Origin of the sequence: Prevotella sp. oral taxon 313 (genome assembly GCF_003043935.1) — a bacterium.
In the GTDB taxonomy this organism is placed as follows: Bacteria; Bacteroidota; Bacteroidia; order Bacteroidales; family Bacteroidaceae; genus Prevotella; species Prevotella jejuni.
On sequence record NZ_PYXE01000001.1, the window covers coordinates 2,939,286 to 2,959,722 of the forward strand.

Consider the following 20,437-nt stretch of genomic DNA (forward strand, 5'->3'; position numbering starts at 1 on the left):
GAACAAAAGAAAAGGTGCTTTTTACTTGATACTTTTAGGATAAGCGTTCTGAAACAGAGATTACTCGGTGAAGCGTTTGGGTTAACATGGTATTCATTATCATTAATCACCCATCACTTATCACCAAAACATATTTTACAATGGAGAGTTTGATCCTGGCTCAGGATGAACGCTAGCTACAGGCTTAACACATGCAAGTCGAGGGGAAACGGCATTTAGTGCTTGCACCGAATGGACGTCGACCGGCGCACGGGTGAGTAACGCGTATCCAACCTACCCATTACTGTGGGATAACCTGCCGAAAGGCAGACTAATACCGCATAGTCTTCGATGACGGCATCAGATTTGAAGTAAAGATTTATCGGTAATGGATGGGGATGCGTCTGATTAGCTTGTTGGCGGGGTAACGGCCCACCAAGGCAACGATCAGTAGGGGTTCTGAGAGGAAGGTCCCCCACATTGGAACTGAGACACGGTCCAAACTCCTACGGGAGGCAGCAGTGAGGAATATTGGTCAATGGGCGCGAGCCTGAACCAGCCAAGTAGCGTGCAGGATGACGGCCCTATGGGTTGTAAACTGCTTTTGTATGGGGATAAAGTCAATCACGTGTGATTGTTTGCAGGTACCATACGAATAAGGACCGGCTAATTCCGTGCCAGCAGCCGCGGTAATACGGAAGGTCCGGGCGTTATCCGGATTTATTGGGTTTAAAGGGAGCGTAGGCCGGAGATTAAGTGTGTTGTGAAATGTAGACGCTCAACGTCTGACTTGCAGCGCATACTGGTTTCCTTGAGTACGCACAACGTTGGCGGAATTCGTCGTGTAGCGGTGAAATGCTTAGATATGACGAAGAACTCCGATTGCGAAGGCAGCTGACGGGAGCGCAACTGACGCTTAAGCTCGAAGGTGCGGGTATCGAACAGGATTAGATACCCTGGTAGTCCGCACAGTAAACGATGGATGCCCGCTGTTGGTACTTGGTATCAGCGGCTAAGCGAAAGCATTAAGCATCCCACCTGGGGAGTACGCCGGCAACGGTGAAACTCAAAGGAATTGACGGGGGCCCGCACAAGCGGAGGAACATGTGGTTTAATTCGATGATACGCGAGGAACCTTACCCGGGCTTGAATTGCAGAGGAAGGATTTAGAGATAATGACGCCCTTCGGGGCCTCTGTGAAGGTGCTGCATGGTTGTCGTCAGCTCGTGCCGTGAGGTGTCGGCTTAAGTGCCATAACGAGCGCAACCCCTCTCTTCAGTTGCCATCAGGTGATGCTGGGCACTCTGGAGACACTGCCACCGTAAGGTGTGAGGAAGGTGGGGATGACGTCAAATCAGCACGGCCCTTACGTCCGGGGCTACACACGTGTTACAATGGCCGGTACAGAGGGATGGTGTAATGCAAATTGCATCAAATCTTGAAAGCCGGTCCCAGTTCGGACTGGGGTCTGCAACCCGACCCCACGAAGCTGGATTCGCTAGTAATCGCGCATCAGCCATGGCGCGGTGAATACGTTCCCGGGCCTTGTACACACCGCCCGTCAAGCCATGAAAGCCGGGGGTGCCTGAAGTCCGTGACCGCAAGGATCGGCCTAGGGCAAAACTGGTGATTGGGGCTAAGTCGTAACAAGGTAGCCGTACCGGAAGGTGCGGCTGGAACACCTCCTTTCTGGAGAGTTCGCTTATTAGTTGATTTAGTTGATAAGTATTTAAGTATACATGTCAACAAGTTAACGGTAATCAAGAAAATAAAAGAACCTTTGGTTCGTTTTTCTTCTTGTACTGCAATGACTCTGTATTATATAAATGTAGGAGAGAAGAGTTTAAGGCTCACATGAAAGGTTCAAGTCCTTACCCTCCACTTAGCTGTTCCATGCTTCTGAGGCACTGCCTCAGAACACAAAGAGTAACAGCACAAGATCTTTGACATATTGACACAAGCAAGACTGTAAGTAGAACTAATATTCCTTATTATATAGGAAGAGTTAGTATTCTCATTCATGAAGATTAATCTTCATAATGTTTAGAATCACACAACAGCTGAAAGTATGAGCTACATTCTTTGTAAGTAATTACAAAGAAGGCGAAGAAAGTAAGAAAGGGCGCATGGCGGATGCCTTGGCTCACGGAGGCGATGAAGGACGTGATAAGCTGCGATAAGCCTTGGGTAGGTGCAAATAACCTTTGATCCAAGGATTTCCGAATGGGACAACCCAGCAGGTTGAAGACCTGTTATCACTACAGACGTAGTGAGGCGAACGGAGGGAACTGAAACATCTTAGTACCTCTAGGAAGAGAAAATAAACTAATGATTTCCCTAGTAGTGGCGAGCGAACGGGAAAGAGCCTAAACCTGCTTTGTGGCAACGCTTAGCAGGGGTTGTAGGACCACGTTGTCGTACTTAGATTGTGAGGAGAATCTACTGGAAAGTAGAATCATAGAAGGTGATAATCCTGTATCCGAAGCATGACGAGACGTAGTGGTATCCTGAGTAACGCGGAACACGTGAAATTCTGCGCGAATCTGCCGGGACCATCCGGTAAGGCTAAATACTCCCGTGAGACCGATAGTGAACGAGTACTGTGAAGGAAAGGTGAAAAGCACTCCGATTAGGAGAGTGAAATAGTTCCTGAAACCATGCGCCTACAAGCGGTCGGAGCCGCGTAAGCGGTGACGGCGTGCCTTTTGCATAATGAACCTACGAGTTACCATGTCTGGCAAGGATAAGTAACAAGAGTTACGTATCCGCAGTGAAAGCGAGCCTGAATAGGGCGTCAAGTCAGATGGGGTAGACGCGAAACCAAGTGATCTACACTTGCCCAGGTTGAAGTTCGGGTAACACCGAATGGAGGACCGCACGGATAAGCGTTGAAAAGCTTCCCGATGAGGTGAGTGTAGGAGTGAAAGGCCAATCAAACTTGGAGATAGCTCGTACTCCCCGAAAGGCATTTAGGTGCCGCGTGCATCGATCTCCATAAGAGGTAGAGCGACCGATAGGTCAAGAGGGCTTCACCGCCTATCGAGACCTGACGAACTCCGAATGCTTATGGACAGCAGATGTGCAGTAAGGGGGCGGGTGCTAAGGTCCGTCCCCGAGAGGAGAAGAATCCAGACCGCCGTCTAAGGTCCCGAAATTCTGTCTAAGTTAGTCTAACGAAGTCTGGTCCCCGTGACAGCTAGGATGTTGGCTTGGAAGCAGCCATTCATTCAAAGAGTGCGTAACAGCTCACTAGTCGAGGGTCCGGGCATGGATAATAATCGGGTATAAGTCAGATACCGAAGGCGCGGGATAGTAATGTATATTAAAAGTATCGGTAGGGGAGCATTCCATCGACGTTGAATGGTGAAGGTAACTGATCCTGGAGTTTATGGAAAAGCAAATGTAGGTATAAGTAACGATAAAAAGGGTGAGATTCCCTTTCGCCGAAAGACCGAGGTTTCCCGGGCGATGCCAATCAGCCCGGGGTTAGTCGGGTCCTAAGTCTCAGCCGAATGGCGAAGGCGATGGCAGATGCGGTTAATATTCCGCAACTCGCATTATCAGTGACGTGGAGACGGAGCAGTGACACTGCCGCGCCCTGACGGAATAGGGCGTTTAAGTGCGTAGGTTATGATAGTGGCAGGCAAATCCACCACTTGAGCTGAAACACGAAAGTACAGCATTTCCTTCGGGAAGAGTTGAGTGCAGGTAATCATACTTCCGAGAAAATCCGCTAAACTTAATGATACTGCGACCCGTACCGCAAACGGACACACGTGGTCGGGTAGAATATACTAAGGCGTTGAGAGATTCATGGTTAAGGAACTAGGCAAATTGACCCCGTAACTTCGGGATAAGGGGTCCTCATAGTAATATGAGGCGCAGAGAATAGGTCCAGGCAACTGTTTAACAAAAACACAGGGCTGTGCAAACTCGAAAGATGATGTATACAGCCTGACACCTGCCCGGTGCTGGAAGGTTAAGAGGAGATGTCACTAGCAATAGGAAGCATTGAATTGAAGCCCCAGTAAACGGCGGCCGTAACTATAACGGTCCTAAGGTAGCGAAATTCCTTGTCGGGTAAGTTCCGACCTGCACGAATGGTGTAATGATCCGGACGCTGTCTCAACCATGATCTCAGTGAAATTGTAGTATCGGTGAAGATGCCGATTACCCGCGATGGGACGAAAAGACCCCGTGAACCTTTACTACAGCTTAGCATTGACCTTGGTCATCCGATGTGTAGGATAGGCCGGAGGCTTTGAAGCGGGTGCGCCAGCATTCGTGGAGCCATCCTTGAAATACGGCCCTTTGGCTGTCTGAGGTCTAACGCGCCTGTGGCGCGGACACTGCTTGGTGGGTAGTTTGACTGGGGTGGTCGCCTCCAAAAGTGTAACGGAGGCTTCCAAAGGTGCCCTCGGGCCGATTGGTAACCGGCCTTATAGAGTGCAATGGCATAAGGGCGCTTGACTGGGAGGCAGACATGCCGAGCAGGCAGGAAACTGGGGCATAGTGATCCGGCGGATGTGTATGGAAACTCCGTCGCTCAAAGGATAAAAGGTACTCCGGGGATAACAGGCTGATCCCCCCCAAGAGCTCATATCGACGGGGTGGTTTGGCACCTCGATGTCGGCTCGTCACATCCTGGGGCTGGAGAAGGTCCCAAGGGTTGGGCTGTTCGCCCATTAAAGTGGCACGCGAGCTGGGTTCAGAACGTCGTGAGACAGTTCGGTCTCTATCTATCGTGGGCGTTGGAGTTTTGCGTGGTGCTGACACTAGTACGAGAGGACCGTGTTGGACAGACCTCCGGTTTACCAGTTGTGCCGCCAGGTGCACCGCTGGGTATCTGAGTCTGGATTGGATAAGCGCTGAAAGCATCTAAGTGCGAAGCCAGCCGCAAGATGAGAACTCCTCATAAGGGTCGTCATAGACGATGACGTTGATAGGGTGTAGGTGTAAAGACGGTGACGTCAAAGCCGAGCACTACTAATTGCCCGAAACTTTCTTCGGGTCTTCCGCCTCCAAAGTTTGGAGTGCGGGGACCAGTGACTCAGACTTTGAGCTGTGTAATCTTCTTGATAGGAAGATATGAGTTCTATATGTTTTGCTTGTGGAAATACGTCACCTTATACGGCTGACAAGTCAGTAGACGAGTTGACAAGATAACGAGTTAACGAGTAAACAAGTTATTAGTTCTATGGACAATGTTTAACAACGGCTCTACTGATAAGAAGACAGAAAGAAGACAAGGATAAAGACAAATAACTATTCAACTTGTCAACTGTGAATTAGTCAACCGAGAGAAATATTAGGTGGTTATTGCGGCGGGGTCCCACCTCTTCCCATTCCGAACAGAGAAGTTAAGTCCGTTTGCGCCGATGGTACTGCAATGCAATGCGGGAGAGTAGGTGGCCGCCTTCTTTTACAAGAGCCTTGAAGAGAAATCTTCAAGGCTCTTTTTTTGTTGTTGGTACGTGATGGTAGAGTTTACGAGGGATGGTTATTAGGCTAATGGGCCTTATATGGCTTATAAGTCTAAGGGGCTATGGGCTTAATAGTATGGGGCTGATATGCCTAATGGGCCTTATATGGCTTATAAGTCTAAGGGGCTATGGGCTTAATAGTATGGGGCTGATATGCCTAATGGGCCTTATAGAGCCTATAAGTCTAATGGGGCTAATAAGGCTTATAACTCTAATTGGGCTAATTAGCCTAATAGTTTTAGGATAATAAGTTAAATTTACAAATTAAGCTTGTTGAGTAATTTGTTATAGGATTAAGTCATTTTTTATAATATTCTTTTATTCTTTTCGTTAATTCTTTATATGCAGTGGACCGATAGGATTCGACAAGTAAAGATTTTCTTAGTAGTTGCAGCAATTCTTATAGCTGTAGCTTCGTTGCTTGTGTCACGCTCTTTGACACATGACTTGGCTGAACAGGAAAAGAGTAAGATGCAGGTGTGGGCAGAAGCGATGAAATCATTAAGTGCTGCAGATGAAAACACTGATTTAAGTCTTGTTTTGAAAGTTTTAGACGAGAATCATACTATTCCTGTTGTTGTGTTGAATAACGAAGGAGTTGTCACAGAATATCGTAATATAGAGATTAAGGCACGAAATGCTAAAGATAGTATTGCGTTTGTAACATCATACGGACAACAGATGAAGGCATCTGGACAGGTAATACGCATTTCTTTGAGTAAGAATCATCATGATTATATAGATGTATGTTATGACGATTCTTTGATGTTAAAGCGTATTGCCGTTTATCCATACGTACAGTTAGGAGTGGTACTATTATTTGTTATTGTTGCTATTTTTGCTTTGTTGACATCGAAGCGTGCGGAGCAAAATAAAGTTTGGGTGGGATTAAGTAAAGAAACTGCACACCAATTGGGCACACCAATTTCTTCCTTAATGGCTTGGTCGACAATCTTGAAAGAAACTTATCCAGACGATGAACTCTTGCCTGAGATGGATAAGGATGTAAAACGATTACAATTGATAGCAGACCGTTTCTCGAAGATTGGCTCAATCCCTGAACCCGTTCCATCCTGTTTGAATGAGGTTCTTATCCATGTCGTTGATTATATGGATCGTCGTACCTCAAAGAAGATAGAGATGAAGACAGAACTACCTAAAGAAGATGTTATCATTAATATAAATGCGTCTCTCTTTGAGTGGGTAATTGAGAACCTATGTAAGAATGCTGTTGATGCGATGGGGGGAAAGTTAGGTAGTATAACGTTACGTCTGGAAGAGACAGACAAGCGTGCTATCGTTGAAGTAAGTGATACGGGTAAAGGAATTAAAAAGAAAGATATAAGTAATGTGTTCCGACCTGGATTTACGACTAAGAAGCGAGGCTGGGGCTTAGGTTTGAGTCTCGCTAAACGTATAGTAGAAGAGTATCACCATGGTAAGATATATGTTCAAAGCTCAGAAGTAGGTAAAGGTACCACCTTTCGAATAGAACTTCGAAAGGGGTAAGATTCCATGTTCTGAATTTCTCTTCATGAGAAAAAATATTTTTTTCATGAGAATAAATGTTTTTGTTCATGAAGAAACACACTTTTTTATACGAAAGTAATTAAGATATATTAATCAAAGGCCTTAAATTTTATTGCTTATTGACCCATAGAAAGGATGTGGTAGGTACTCTGTTAGAACCGTCGTTATAAATGAAAAATCACTTTGTCTTTCAATGAATATACTACACAAAACATCATTTGATTATGGGTATAAGCGAAAGAGCATAATAAGACTTACACATGTGTTCTTACTTTTTTTACTTATAATTTGCTTATAATCAGAAAAATATTCGTAACTTTGCAACCCAATTATGGACTTAGAAACCCTTAAAATAGATTTGAAGGGTCTGGAAGAAGGTGTAAATCACCTTGAGTTCGACCTGGATGACGCTTACTTTAAGGCAGTTGACGCTCCTGAAGTGAGTCAAGGACGTGTGCATGTATCTCTTGATATTGTGCGTACAGGAGATGATTTCTTTACCCTTGATTTCCATGAGGCAGGTACGGTAATGGTTCCGTGCGATATATGTCTCGACCCAGTAGAGCAGCCAATAGAGACAACACAACGTCTCGAAGTTAAGTTAGGAAAAGAAAACTCAGAAGAGGACGACCTTGTAACGGTGGCCGAGGACGAAGGAATACTCGATGTTGCATGGTACCTCTACGAATTCATAGCTCTCGCAATCCCTATCAAGCATGTGCATGCACCTGGAAAATGCAACCCTGCTATGGTACGAGCTCTTGAGGAGTACTCTGCCGCCCGAAGCGGTGAGGAAGACGAGCAGGCGATGGATCCGCGCTGGGAAGCTCTATTAAAATTGAAAAAATAAAATATTAAACGTTTAAAGAATTATGGCACATCCAAAAAGAAGACAGTCAAAGACTCGTACACTCAAGAGAAGAACTCACGATAAGGCAGTAGCTCCTACATTGGCATTATGCCCTAATTGTGGTGCTTATTATGTTTATCACACAGTTTGCCCAACTTGTGGTTACTATCGCGGTAAGGTTGCTGTCGTAAAAGAAACAGCTGAATAAGCATGAGTAATATCAATGCGATTATAACAGGTGTCGCTGGATATGTGCCAGACTATGTCCTCAACAATGAGGAATTGTCTCGTATGGTTGATACCAATGACGAGTGGATTACTACTCGTACAGGTATCAAGGAGCGCCGCATCCTTACAGAGGAAGGCCTCGGTACGTCTTATATGGCACGTAAAGCAGCTAAGCTCCTGATGACGAAGACAGGTGCTGATCCAGATAGTATTGATGCTGTCATTGTTGCTACAACGACTCCTGACTATCCGCATCCTTCCACAGCCTCTATCGTTTTAGGGAAGCTTGGATTAAAGAATGCGTTCGCATTTGACTTAGCTGCTGCTTGTTGCGGTTTCATGTATGCACTCGATGTAGCTTGCAATATGATCCAGAGTGGTCGTCATAAGCGTATCATAGTTATCGGTGCTGATAAGATGTCAGCAATAACTGATTATCGTGATCGTGCGACATGTCCTCTCTTCGGTGATGGTGCAGGTGCTATCATGTTAGAAGGAACAACGGAAGAGGGTATTGGTATGATTGATTCTTATCATCGTACAGATGGTAAGGGCCTTCCATTCCTCCACGTAAAGGCTGGTGGTTCAGTTTGTCCTTCTTCAAGTTTCACAGTTGATCATCGTTTGCATTATACCTACCAGGAGGGGCGCACTGTCTTCCGTTATGCAGTAACGGCAATGGGCGAAGATTGCGCAACACTGTTGGAGCGCAATGGCTTGACACAGAACGATATTGATTATGTTGTTTGTCATCAGGCGAACCTTCGTATCATCGAGGCTGTTGCAAAACGCATAGGTGTCCCAATGGAGAAGGTGTTGGTTAACATTCAGCGTTATGGTAATACCAGTGCTGCTTGTATGCCACTTGTTCTTTGGGATTATGAGTCACAACTGAAGAAGGGTGATAAGATTATATTCACTGCCTTCGGTGCAGGTTTCGTTAACGGTGCAGCTTACTTTAAGTGGGCATACGACGGTGTCTCTGCGGCGGTTAAGAAGTAAAGACTTTAAGTTATCATACAAAGAGCGCATCTTTCTTTCATAATAAGATAGGTGCGCTTTTCTATTAAAATCGGATTAAGAATATGGTTGTTGAGATATTGTCTCACGTCCGTTTCTTAAGTTAATATTATAACAGAACTTTTCAAAAGTCCCTTCTTTTAGGAAGAGATGGTCGGATATAGTATATATGCACAAAGCAGGATTTGTAAATATCGTAGGTAATCCAAATGTCGGAAAGAGTACACTGATGAATCAACTCGTTGGTGAGAAACTCAGTATAGCTACTTTCAAGGCTCAGACAACACGTCATCGTATAATGGGAATTGTCAACACAGAGGATTCGCAGATCGTTTTCTCAGATACGCCAGGAGTGTTGAAACCCAATTATAAGATGCAGGAGATGATGCTTCAATTCTCAGAATCAGCTTTGGCAGATGCTGATATCTTACTTTATGTGACCGATGTTATAGAAGATCCTGAGAAGAATATGGACTTTCTTGAGAAGGTTGCCAAGATGTCAATACCAGTCATCTTACTTATCAATAAGATTGATGAGAGTGATCAGAAGAAGCTTGGCGACCTTGTGACGAAGTGGCATGGACTGTTACCAAATGCTGAGATACTTCCCATCTCAGCTAAGAATAAGTTTGGTACAGATATTCTCTTGAAGCGTGTTCACGAACTATTGCCTGAGAGCCCAGCCTTCTTTGATAGGGACCAGTTGACAGATAAGCCTGCAAAGTTCTTCGTTTCAGAGATTATCCGAGAGAAGATTCTGCGCTATTACGATAAGGAGATCCCTTATTCCGTTGAGGTTGTTGTTGAGAGCTTCAAGGAGGATGACCGCCAAATCCGTATCAATGCGGTCATTTATGTGGAACGTAATAGTCAAAAGGGAATAATCATTGGACATCAGGGTATGGCCCTCAAGAAGGTGTCTACTGAGGCTCGTAAGAGTTTGGAACGTTTCTTTGACAAGAAAATATTCCTTGAGACCTTCGTGAAAGTGGATAAGGACTGGCGTAACTCACAGAAGGAACTAAAGCATTTCGGCTATAATCCGGAGTAGAAAAGGGGCCTCATCGATCCCTTAGAAGGAGAGGAATGCCTAAAAAAGGAGGGATGAGAGAAATCTTATTGGGGAAATTAGGCTAATAAGGCTAATAAGCCCCATAGGGCTAATAAGGCTAATAAGTGTCTTAGGCTAATAGGGCCAATTAGGCTAATAAGGCTAATAAGAAAATAAAGCAAATAAGCCCAATAAGGTTTATAGCCTACCTTTATAATAAGAGAAAATCGCCCTAACTGCTTAGTAGGGTATACTCTCGCACGATGCGAGGGCTGGGGAATGGTCATCCTCGGCAAATATTCATCGGATGCCTGACCACATCTGGGCCTTCTCATGGTAGTAATAAAGATAATCAAGAGTTATGAGGAGGGAAAAGACCAATATAAATGGCAAATTTAGTAGCTATCGTAGGACGCCCAAACGTAGGTAAGTCCACTTTATTCAATCGATTAACCCAAACACGTCATGCAATTGTAAGTGATACTGCAGGTACCACACGCGACCGTCAATATGGTAAGTGTCAATGGAACGGTCGTGAGTTCTCTGTCGTAGATACTGGTGGTTGGGTTGTGAAGTCAGATGATATTTTTGAAGACGCAATCCGCAAACAGGTCCTTGTGGCAACTGAAGAGGCCGACCTTGTACTCTTTGTTGTTGATACGGAAACCGGCATTACCGACTGGGATGAGGATGTTGCATTGATTCTTCGACGCACCAAACTACCTGTACTCCTTGTAGCCAATAAGGTAGATAATAGTGGTGAGTATTATCAGGCAGCCGAATTCTATAAGCTTGGTTTAGGCGATCCTATCTGTATCAGTGCTGCCACGGGTGGAGGAACAGGTGATTTGCTCGATACACTACTTGAGAATCTGAAAGATGCACCAGATGAAATCGTTGATCAAGATATCCCTCGTTTTGCAGTTGTAGGTCGTCCTAATGCAGGAAAGTCAAGTCTTATCAATGCGTTCATTGGTGAAGACCGTAATATAGTGACCGAGATAGCAGGTACAACACGTGATAGTATCTATACACGTTACACTAAGTTTGGTTTTGATTTCTATCTTGTTGATACTGCCGGTATCCGTCGTAAGAACAAAGTAACCGAGGACTTGGAGTTCTACAGTGTGATGCGTTCTATCAGAAGTATTGAGAATGCGGACGTATGTATTCTTATGTTGGATGCAACTCGAGGCATTGAGTCACAAGATATGAATATCTTTCAGCTCATACAGCGTAACAACAAGAGTCTTGTTGTCGTTGTGAATAAGTGGGACTTGGTACAGGATAAGACGCAGAAAGTCATCGACACCTTTGAAAATGCTATCCGGAGCCGTATGGCACCATTCGTTGATTTCCCAATTATCTTTGCTTCAGCACTGACCAAACAACGTATCTTTAAGGTTCTTGAAACAGCAAAGCAAGTATATCAGAACCGCACAATACATATTGGTACAACGAAGTTAAACGAGGTCATGCTTCCTATCATCGAGGCAACCCCACCACAGTCTGTGAAGGGAAAGTATATCAAGATTAAGTATTGCTCACAGCTTCCAAACACACAGATACCATCTTTCGTGTTCTATGCGAACCTTCCACAATATGTCAAGGAGCAGTATCGTCGGTTCTTAGAGAATAAGATTCGTGAGAACTGGAACCTTCATGGTTGTCCAATCAATGTGTTTGTTCGTCAGAAGTAGCCGTAGGAGGAATGTCAATGAAACGAGTTCTGTATTCTCTTCTTCTTGTTTTACCATGCTTGTTATTGGCATGTAGCAAGAAGAAGGATGAGATAGATCACGGTAGACTGGCTGGTCAGGCTGCCAAGCACTATTATGAGCAATTATTAAAAGGTAAGTATGATGCCTTTTTAAGTGGTGAAAATCGTGTAGAGAAATTGCCTGATAGTTATCGTAAACAGCTCTTGATTAATTTCCGTCAATTCGTTGAGCAGCAGAAAGAAGACCATAAAGGTGTCGACTCAGTATCTTTGACTTCATCAGTGTTTTCTGCCAAAGACAGTACAGCCAGTGCCTTCCTACTTTTCCATTATGGTGACAAGACAACTGAGCAGTTTGTTGTGCCAATGGTAAAGGTACATGGAAAATGGTTGATGAGATAGTTCTATCGTTTACATATAAAGGGGATTGCTGATAAAAGGCAATCCTCTTTTTATTTGTCATCCGCTTTGTGTTAGGTTACAAATCAGGTTCTTTCGTTAAATGTGTGGACGCTTTTCGTAGTGCTTTAACGTAAGAGCCAAAGTTACTCATTAAACACGAATATAGCTGAGACAGTCAACTATCTATCCTATTTTCATCCTCTTTCATTGAAAATCTTTTCGTTTTAAGACATCGAAAACCTGCAGACAAAGGTTTGAAAAATCATTACATAATTTCAAGGAAAACACCTATAGCTAACGGCAAAAATACACACATGAAGCAGGTTTACAATCAACAGAGTATCAATTAGTTACCAAGTATAAAGTAAAAGGTGCATAGTTGGACTTCAAAAGGGCGTTAGCAAGGGTCTTAAAGGGCATCTTTTGCAAGCCAAAAGGGCGTCTTTTAGAAGCCAAAAGAGCATGTATTGGGTTTGAAATGTACAAAAATAGTTTACAAACATGATTTAATAAAGGAATAAGCAGGTTATAGATGCCAGATAGGCATCACACCTAATTACATTTATCATATAGTTTACCCCCCTTATAAAACAATCTTATTGGAGGTAAGCTTACCATGTATGTGGATTAATCTCATTCTATTAACAATCTACACATTTAACGGAAGAACCACAAAACAGCATTGGCAAGCTTATAGAACTTGGAGAATAGAAAGCGTAGATAGTAAGTAGTATATAATAGCACTATATACTATAAAAGTTTATTTTTCGTTTCCTGTCATTTTTAACACTTTTCGTAGGAGTCTGTTATAGAGTGGTTTATGAGCGAGCATGGCATGACAGATATGACAGGAAAATTGATTTAGGGATTTTGTTCAGTCGTATTAATCGAAGGATTAAGCCCGACAAATTAGTCTTTGACAGCCAACACGTGTCGTTGTTGATGGTTAACACCAATCGTACTATGGGTAAGTACTAATTAAGCTACAGAATTAGTCATCCATAGCTATGGTTTGGGATTGTCTCCAACAACCCAAAACCATAAACTTTATGACAAACCGATATCCTCTATTCTTCCTCAGATAGCTCCACATTCTTTACCTTCTTAAATAGATCAGAAGCAAAGACGAGGTCGTTAAGTTTCTCGTTCTTGGATGTGATAACCGATTCTTTATCACCTTGCCATTCTTTCCTACCATCTGCAATGAAGACGATATTCTCACCAATACCCAACACAGAGTTCATGTCATGGGTGTTGATGATGGTAGTCATGTTGAACTCTCGCGTGATACTCGTCAGAAGTTCGTCAATGACCAGTGATGTCTTAGGGTCAAGACCAGAGTTTGGCTCATCGCAGAAAAGATATTTTGGGTTCATAACGATGGCGCGAGCAATAGCTACACGCTTTTGCATACCACCCGAAATTTCACCAGGAAACTTCTGTTCAGCTCCTATCAGGTTCACACGGTCAAGACATTCCATAGCCCTTTTATCGCGTTCTTGCGCAGTCATATCTGAGAACATATCCAATGGAAAGCGTACGTTTTCCAGTACGGTGAGCGAGTCGAAGAGTGCAGAACCTTGGAAAATCATACCCATCTCACGTCTCATAAGAATCTGTTCCTTCTTTGACATGTTGACAAAGTTACGTCCGTCATACAGCACTTCACCCTTAGTAGGCTCAATCAGTCCTGTGAGTGAACGCATTAGTACGGTTTTTCCCGCACCACTCTGTCCGATGATGAGATTTGTTTTTCCGTCTTCAAAAACGACATTAATGTCCTTCAGCACTTCTTTGTCACCGAATGACTTGAATAGATGTTTTACTTCAATCATATTATGGGGATTAGTCAGGAGTTAAGGAGTGAAATGGAGTTAAGACAAATGTTTATTTATCTAAATCATTCATAGCATGGTTGTTAGCAATACCATAGCAATATGCATTGAGCAACTTACTTGCTTCTTCAATCTTAGTATGAAGCTGTTTATATTGTTCCATGCCAATATATCGTAAATCACGAGATAGTATAATATAGTCTCTACATTCCTCTAAACTTCCTTGTGCAATGTTCATAAAACGTAATTTGTCCTGTTGTCCAAGTCTCTTATATCCTTCTGCTATATTTGCTTCGATAGAGATAGCTGCTCTCCGGAATTGAGATGTTAGTCCAAACCTCTCATCTGAAGGGAATAGTTTCGTAACTTCATATACATAAAGAACAAAGCTATGGGTCTTCTGCCATGCAATTATTCTTTCAAAGCTATATGTCTGAGGATAGTTGTACATAAGTTTGCTAATTTAGTATAAGAGTCTAATAGCTTGTGGTGAGTTAAGGATTAAAATGATAAGTAGTTGTCTGGTACTATACAAATGATGGTATTGTCTTAACTCCATTTCACTCCTTAACTTCTTTAACTCCTATATCAACTCAACATCTGTGTGAGGAAAACGTCACTGAAGAGAATCAAGACGCTTGAGCAAACTACTGCATCCGTAGATGCCTTACCAACTTCAACACTTCCTCCCTTCACCGTGTAGCCCATAAATGACGAAACACTTGAGATGATAAAGGCAAAGAAGAATCCCTTGATGATACTCATCCACATAAACCATGGGTTGAAATCATGTTGAAGACCAGCAGTCAGGTCTACTGGTGTGATGATATGTGCGAGGTAGGCCGTGGCGTATGCACCGATGATACCCGTTGCCGCAGAGAAGATAACAAGGAATGGCATAATCGTGATAAGACCTAATATCTTAGGCAAGATGAGGTAGCTGGCAGAGTTGATACCCATAATCTCCAATGCATCAATCTGCTGTGTTACACGCATGGTACCTAACTCTGAAGCAATGTTTGAGCCTACCTTACCCGATAGAATCAGACACATAATACTGCTGGAGAACTCCAAGAGCATAATCTCTCTCGTCACATAACCAGAAACCCAATGTGGCATCCAAGGACTTTGCACGTTGAGCTTAATCTGTATACATATAACTGCACCTATAAAGAAAGAGATGAGAAGGACGATACCTATTGAGTCTACGCCCAACTGAGACATCTCTTTAACATATCGTTTTAGGAACATTCGCATTCGTTCGGGACTACTGAATGACCGTCCCATCAACATAAGATAATTACCGAATGTGTTCAGCCACTTAAATAAAAGCATGTTCTTTCTGTTTGATGTTCAAAGTGCAAATTTAACCAAAATATCGTAGAAATAGAAAAGAAAGACATTATTTAATAGTCATGAAGGCTACTTTCGCTTTTTGTAAATAGTATCTTTGCCACTTTTGTATAGCTCTTTTAGGATTATATTTGTATCTTTGTGCGTGACAAACTATGGGTTTAAAGCTATGAAAAGTAATCCTGCAATATATGTGGAAGGGGTAGGCTGGCGTCGTGAGCGTGTGGCGTCGCTGCTACGGAGGCTTAAAGGGCATGACTATCAAGGGCGGTGTATCTATATGATAACGCTCTGTACGGAAGGAAGACAGCCGCTGTTGGGTAGGCTTATGCGAAGGACAGCAGCTGTAGCATCCGCCTACATAGAGCCAACAGAGCTGGGGAGTGAGGTCGAGCGTTGTTGGAGAGAGATTCCTAAGCATTATTCAGAGGTGAGTATGCTTGCCTTTCAGGTTATGCCGGACCATATACACGGCATCCTCTTTGTGACACATGAGATGGCTGTACACCTGGGGAAGGTAATCAATGGGTTCAAGGTGGGCTGTAATCGGGCGTATCGGCGGTTGGTGTTGGGGAGTTCTGAGGCAATGCCTCAGAAGCAAGGACAGAATGGACGATGCGGAGAAGGGGCGAAACAGCGAGGTTGCAAGCACCCAGAACACGGCATGCTCTTTGCACCGGGCTATCATGACAGCGTACTGAGAGGGAAGGGACAGCTGGAGAATATGTTCAGATATATTGCTGATAACCCACGACGGCTGGCGATGAAGCGGGATAATCCGCAGCTCTTTCGTGTCGTGAATAGTCTGAAAGTAGGTGATAGAACTTTCTCTGCTATAGGAAATCAGTGGTTACTGGAGCACCCAATAAGACTGCAGGTACGTTGTCATAATAATAAGACACCAGAGAATCTGTGCCTTATAGCCTTGCAAAAGGAATACTTCCTTGCACGAGGACGAGAGGGAGGGGTACTTGTTAGTCCCTGTATATCGGCTGGAGAAAAAGAAATAGCACGTGCAGCATTGGAGGAGAAACTCCCGCTTATAGTCTTGTTAGAAAACGGTTTTCCACCTCTCTATAAACCTCCTGGGCAGTACTTTGACGCTTGTTGCGACGGACGGCTCCTCATGTTAGCCCCTTGGGAATATCATCACGAGCGCAGAACCATAACCCGTGAACTGTGTCGGTCGCTCAATGCGATGTCTGCAGCCCTTTGCAATGAACCATGGACAGTAGCCGATGAGCAGGAATTGTTGAGATATACTACAGGAGAAGAATAGGGGAGTGCTCCTTCAAAAGCGAGGTATAGCACCTTTGAGAACAAGTCGTTCACGGAGAGAAAAATTCCCATCGATGCCTGTTTGCCGTTTCTCGTTATTCCTTTCTCCGTCTTCTTCTTTTGTTTCTTTTCACGTCTTTATGATTGCTATCTGCTTTTTATTTCGTAATTTTGCACCAATTGCTTAAAAGAGAAAACTATGTCAGAGTCAGATAATATTGTTGTACGCCCAGAAGGCGAGGGAAGCATTCTTCGTACGGAGAAGCTGGTGAAGCGATATGGAAAGCGAACAGTAGCCAATGGTGTGAGCATCAATGTGAAACAAGGAGAGATTGTTGGGTTGCTCGGACCAAATGGTGCGGGAAAGACTACGTCGTTTTATATGACGACAGGTCTGGTTGTTCCTAATGAAGGACACGTTTACATTGACGATCAAGAGATTACGAATTTCCCTGTTTATAAGCGTGCACGTGCTGGTATAGGCTATCTTCCTCAAGAGGCGAGTGTCTTTCGGAAGATGAGTGTGGAAGATAATATCATGAGCGTATTAGAGATGACGAAGCTTTCTAAGCAAGAACGCATCGACAAGATGGAAAGTCTTATCCGCGAGTTCCGATTGGAGAAGGTGCGTAAGAACCTTGGTGATCGTCTTTCTGGTGGTGAGCGTCGTCGCTGCGAGATAGCCCGCTGTCTGGCCATCGACCCAAAGTTTATCATGCTTGATGAGCCTTTTGCGGGTGTCGACCCTATCGCCGTTGAGGATATCCAGCACATTGTTTGGCGCTTGAAATTCCGTAATATCGGCATCCTCATCACCGACCATAATGTACATGAGACGCTGAATATTACCGATCGCGCCTATCTTCTCTTCGAAGGTCGCATCCTCTTTAAGGGAACTCCAGAGGAGTTGGCCGCTAATAAGATAGTAAAAGAGAAATACCTCGGTACTGACTTCATTCTACAGAAGAAAGACTTCCAGTTGCTCGACCAGCGTAAACGGGCGCAGGAAGAGGCTAATGAGAGGTAAAAACAGGGACTATCCCTCTCTTTACAGGCGTCTTATTTGAGGTAGCATATCAGCTTTATCGAATTATTTTCATGAAAAAAAATATTTTTTTTCACGACAAGAAATATTTTTCTTCATGACAATAAATATTTTTTTTCATGAAAATAATTCGCAACCAGATTTATTCTTGGAAAAGAAAGGGTCTCGGAAGAGAGGCAACTGACGGGAAGAATCGATATAAAAGTTCGTTCTAAGGGGGCATAATCATAAGGAGATAGCACCCGATATAGGCTGCTGTAGTAGCTTATCTTGGTTAAAAAAACAAATTTCCCCTTATATATTATAAGGTTATGCGAATTTTTAAGTATCTTTGCATTTCAAAGTCTATAAGGGATAAGTGTGTCCTCTTGTAAACACATGCTTTTGATAAATAATAATAAACATAAATATAAACATCAAAGATGAAAATTTCATTTGAGAATGCCGACAAAGTGAATGGCTTAATGACCATCACTGTTGAGGAAGCTGATTACAAGGATGAGGTAGAGAAAACCCTCAAGGATTATCGCAAGCGTGCCAATGTTCCTGGTTTCCGTCAGGGCCAGGTGCCTATGGGACTGATTATGCGTCAGTACGGCCCACAGGTGAAGATGGAAGCTATTAACAAGATTCTTGGAGAGAACCTACAGAAATACATCACTGATAACAAGATTCAGATGTTGGGTCAGCCTATGGGTTCTGAGTCACAGGAAGCTGTTGACTTGGAGAAACCAGCACCTTACGTGTTCAAGTTTGATATAGCTGTAGCACCAGAGTTCAAGATTGAATTGAACGGTAAGAACAAGATTGATTTCTACGAGATAGCTGTTGATGACAAGTTGATCGACCAGCAGGTAGAGATGTTCCAGAGCCGTGCAGGTCACTATGACAAGGCAGAGAGCTTCGATCCAGAGCAGCGTGACTTACTGAAGGGTGACCTTCGCGAGTTGGATGAGAATGGAAACACACTCGAAGGTGGTATCACTGTTGAGGGTGCATCATTGATGCCACAGTATATCAAGGTTGAGGATCAGAAGAAACTCTTCGATGGTGCTAAGCTCGGTGATATCATTACCTTTAACCCAACAGCAGCTTATCCAGATAATGAAATAGAGGTTTCTTCACTCTTGAAGATTAAGAAAGAGGAGGTAGCCGAGCATAAGGGTAACTTCTCTTATCAGATAACAGAGATCTCACGCTTCGTTAAGGCCGAAAATAATGAGGACCTTTGGAAGAATGTATATGGTGAGGATGCTGACATCAAGACGGAGGCAGATTTCCGTAACAAGATTGCTGAAGGCTTGAAAGAGCAGTTGAAGGGCGACTCAGACTATAAGTTTATTCAGGATCTTCGCGCATACTGTGAGAAGAAGGTTGGTGAATTAACTTTCCCAGATGCTATCTTGAAGCGCATTATGTTGGCTAACAACCAAGATAAGGGTGAGGAGTTTGTAGAGAAGAACTATGCACAGAGCATCAAAGAGTTGACATGGCACTTGATTAAGGAGCAGTTGGCTAATGATCATGACATCAAGGTTAATGATGATGATGTTCGTGAGAGTGCTCGTCAGATGGCACGTGCACAGTTCGCTCAGTACGGTATGACCAATGTACCAGAGGACTATCTGAATGGTTATGCAGACGAGTTGTTGAAGAAGCGTGAGAACATTGACAACTTCGTAGAGGCTGCACTCGATCGCAAACTCGCAGCAGTAATCAAAGACGTAGTAAAGTTGAATGTTAAGACAGTAAGTCTTGAAGAGTTCAATAAACTTGTAAGCGAGTAACATTTTTAGTAAAAATCTTCCTTTATATAGAGGGGTTATCGATTTTTTTGCTTATCTTTGCTTTAGATATACAAGCCCTTGTCGCATGGAGTGGCATAATGTTTGTATTGATGGCAATGGTAAGAGAGGTCGATAACCTCTATTTTTGTCATAATAAAAATATATAGAAAGGAAAACAATGAACGATTTTAGAAAGTTTGCCACAGGGCATCTTGGGATGAATGGTATGGTGCTTGACGACGTTATGCGTGCACAGGCGCAGTATCTCAATCCATATATTCTTGAAGAGCGTCAGCTGAATGTAACGCAGATGGATGTTTTCTCTCGTCTTATGATGGAACGTATCATCTTCCTTGGAACTCAGGTTGATGACTATTCAGCTAATACTATTCAGGCACAGTTGCTCTATTTGGATTCTGTTGACCCAGGTAAGGATATCTCAATTTATATCAACTCTCCTGGCGGAAGCGTTACTGCAGGTTTAGGTATCTATGATACCATGCAATTTATATCCAGTGATGTAGCAACGTTGTGTACTGGTATGGCCGCATCTATGGCTGCCGTCCTGCTTGTTGCAGGTAAGGAAGGTAAGCGATCAGCGCTGAAACATAGCCGAGTAATGATTCATCAGCCATTAGGAGGCGTACAAGGTCAAGCTTCGGATATTGAGATTGAGGCACGAGAGATACAGAAGTTCAAGAAAGAACTTTATACAATCATCAGCGAACACTCCCATCAACCATTTGAGAAGGTGTGGAATGACAGTGATCGTAACTACTGGATGACTTCGGATGAAGCCAAGGCCTATGGTATGATTGATGAGGTTCTTGTGAGAAAATCAGTAAGTAACACTTCGGAAGAAGCAAAGTAAAGGAT

General features: G+C 43.5%; 14 protein-coding genes and 3 rRNA genes. 14 read left to right on the plus strand and 3 right to left on the minus strand.

Features of this window, described 5'->3' with window-relative positions:
- The first annotated feature begins 137 nt into the window (after positions 1-137).
- The 10 genes from AXF23_RS11520 to AXF23_RS11570 all read left to right on the plus strand — a co-directional run bounded on the left by AXF23_RS11520 (position 138) and on the right by AXF23_RS11570 (position 12,263).
- A 16S ribosomal RNA gene (locus tag AXF23_RS11520) occupies positions 138-1,668 on the plus strand.
- Positions 1,669-2,085: 417 nt separating this feature from the next.
- Positions 2,086-4,988: ribosomal RNA gene (locus tag AXF23_RS11525) — 23S ribosomal RNA — on the plus strand.
- Positions 4,989-5,287: 299 nt separating this feature from the next.
- Positions 5,288-5,400: ribosomal RNA gene (gene rrf, locus AXF23_RS11530) — 5S ribosomal RNA — on the plus strand.
- The 16S, 23S and 5S rRNA genes sit together here, the layout of an rRNA operon.
- Positions 5,401-5,804: 404 nt before the next feature.
- Entirely contained in the window at positions 5,805-6,971 is a 1,167-nt protein-coding gene (locus tag AXF23_RS11540; protein WP_107625385.1) for a sensor histidine kinase, read from the plus strand.
- Positions 6,972-7,323: 352 nt separating this feature from the next.
- Positions 7,324-7,842 (plus strand): YceD family protein, encoded by a 519-nt coding sequence (locus AXF23_RS11545; RefSeq protein WP_013264881.1) that lies wholly within the window; start codon positions 7,324-7,326, stop codon positions 7,840-7,842.
- A 22-nt stretch (positions 7,843-7,864) separates the two neighbouring features.
- Positions 7,865-8,050 (plus strand): 50S ribosomal protein L32, encoded by a 186-nt coding sequence (gene rpmF, locus AXF23_RS11550; protein ID WP_009012646.1) that lies wholly within the window; start codon positions 7,865-7,867, stop codon positions 8,048-8,050.
- 2 nt (positions 8,051-8,052) lie between these two features.
- Entirely contained in the window at positions 8,053-9,072 is a 1,020-nt protein-coding gene (locus AXF23_RS11555) for a beta-ketoacyl-ACP synthase III (protein ID WP_107625386.1), read from the plus strand.
- Between the two features lie 187 nt (positions 9,073-9,259).
- Positions 9,260-10,141, plus strand: coding sequence for a GTPase Era (gene era / locus AXF23_RS11560; protein ID WP_107625387.1), 882 nt, complete (start codon positions 9,260-9,262; stop codon positions 10,139-10,141).
- Between the two features lie 386 nt (positions 10,142-10,527).
- Positions 10,528-11,841, plus strand: a complete 1,314-nt coding sequence (gene der / locus AXF23_RS11565) for a ribosome biogenesis GTPase Der (RefSeq protein WP_009012649.1) — start codon at positions 10,528-10,530, stop codon at positions 11,839-11,841.
- Positions 11,842-11,858: 17 nt separating this feature from the next.
- The gene (locus tag AXF23_RS11570) at positions 11,859-12,263 is read left to right on the plus strand and encodes a hypothetical protein (protein ID WP_107625388.1); all 405 of its coding nucleotides are present in this window, start codon (positions 11,859-11,861) and stop codon (positions 12,261-12,263) included.
- 1,067 nt (positions 12,264-13,330) lie between these two features.
- Here the strand turns inward: AXF23_RS11570 and AXF23_RS11575 are convergent.
- From AXF23_RS11575 to AXF23_RS11585, 3 genes are all read right to left on the minus strand, one after another.
- Complete coding sequence (locus tag AXF23_RS11575; protein WP_107625389.1) at positions 13,331-14,098, minus strand: ABC transporter ATP-binding protein; 768 nt, start codon at positions 14,096-14,098, stop codon at positions 13,331-13,333.
- A 52-nt stretch (positions 14,099-14,150) separates the two neighbouring features.
- A complete protein-coding gene (locus AXF23_RS11580; RefSeq protein WP_107625390.1) occupies positions 14,151-14,549 on the minus strand; it encodes a four helix bundle protein in 399 nt (132 codons plus the stop codon).
- Between the two features lie 137 nt (positions 14,550-14,686).
- Complete coding sequence (locus AXF23_RS11585; protein ID WP_009012652.1) at positions 14,687-15,433, minus strand: MlaE family ABC transporter permease; 747 nt, start codon at positions 15,431-15,433, stop codon at positions 14,687-14,689.
- 187 nt (positions 15,434-15,620) lie between these two features.
- Between AXF23_RS11585 and AXF23_RS11590 the strand changes: the two genes are divergently transcribed.
- The 4 genes from AXF23_RS11590 to clpP all read left to right on the plus strand — a co-directional run bounded on the left by AXF23_RS11590 (position 15,621) and on the right by clpP (position 20,432).
- Complete coding sequence (locus AXF23_RS11590) at positions 15,621-16,730, plus strand: transposase (RefSeq protein WP_107625391.1); 1,110 nt, start codon at positions 15,621-15,623, stop codon at positions 16,728-16,730.
- 198 nt (positions 16,731-16,928) lie between these two features.
- Positions 16,929-17,756: an LPS export ABC transporter ATP-binding protein gene (gene lptB / locus AXF23_RS11595; RefSeq protein WP_009012654.1), complete on the plus strand. Its 828-nt coding sequence runs from the start codon at positions 16,929-16,931 to the stop codon at positions 17,754-17,756.
- 440 nt (positions 17,757-18,196) lie between these two features.
- Positions 18,197-19,561, plus strand: coding sequence for a trigger factor (gene tig, locus AXF23_RS11600; protein ID WP_107625392.1), 1,365 nt, complete (start codon positions 18,197-18,199; stop codon positions 19,559-19,561).
- A gap of 178 nt (positions 19,562-19,739) precedes the next feature.
- Complete coding sequence (gene clpP / locus AXF23_RS11605) at positions 19,740-20,432, plus strand: ATP-dependent Clp endopeptidase proteolytic subunit ClpP (protein WP_107625393.1); 693 nt, start codon at positions 19,740-19,742, stop codon at positions 20,430-20,432.
- The last annotated feature ends 5 nt before the right edge of the window (positions 20,433-20,437 follow it).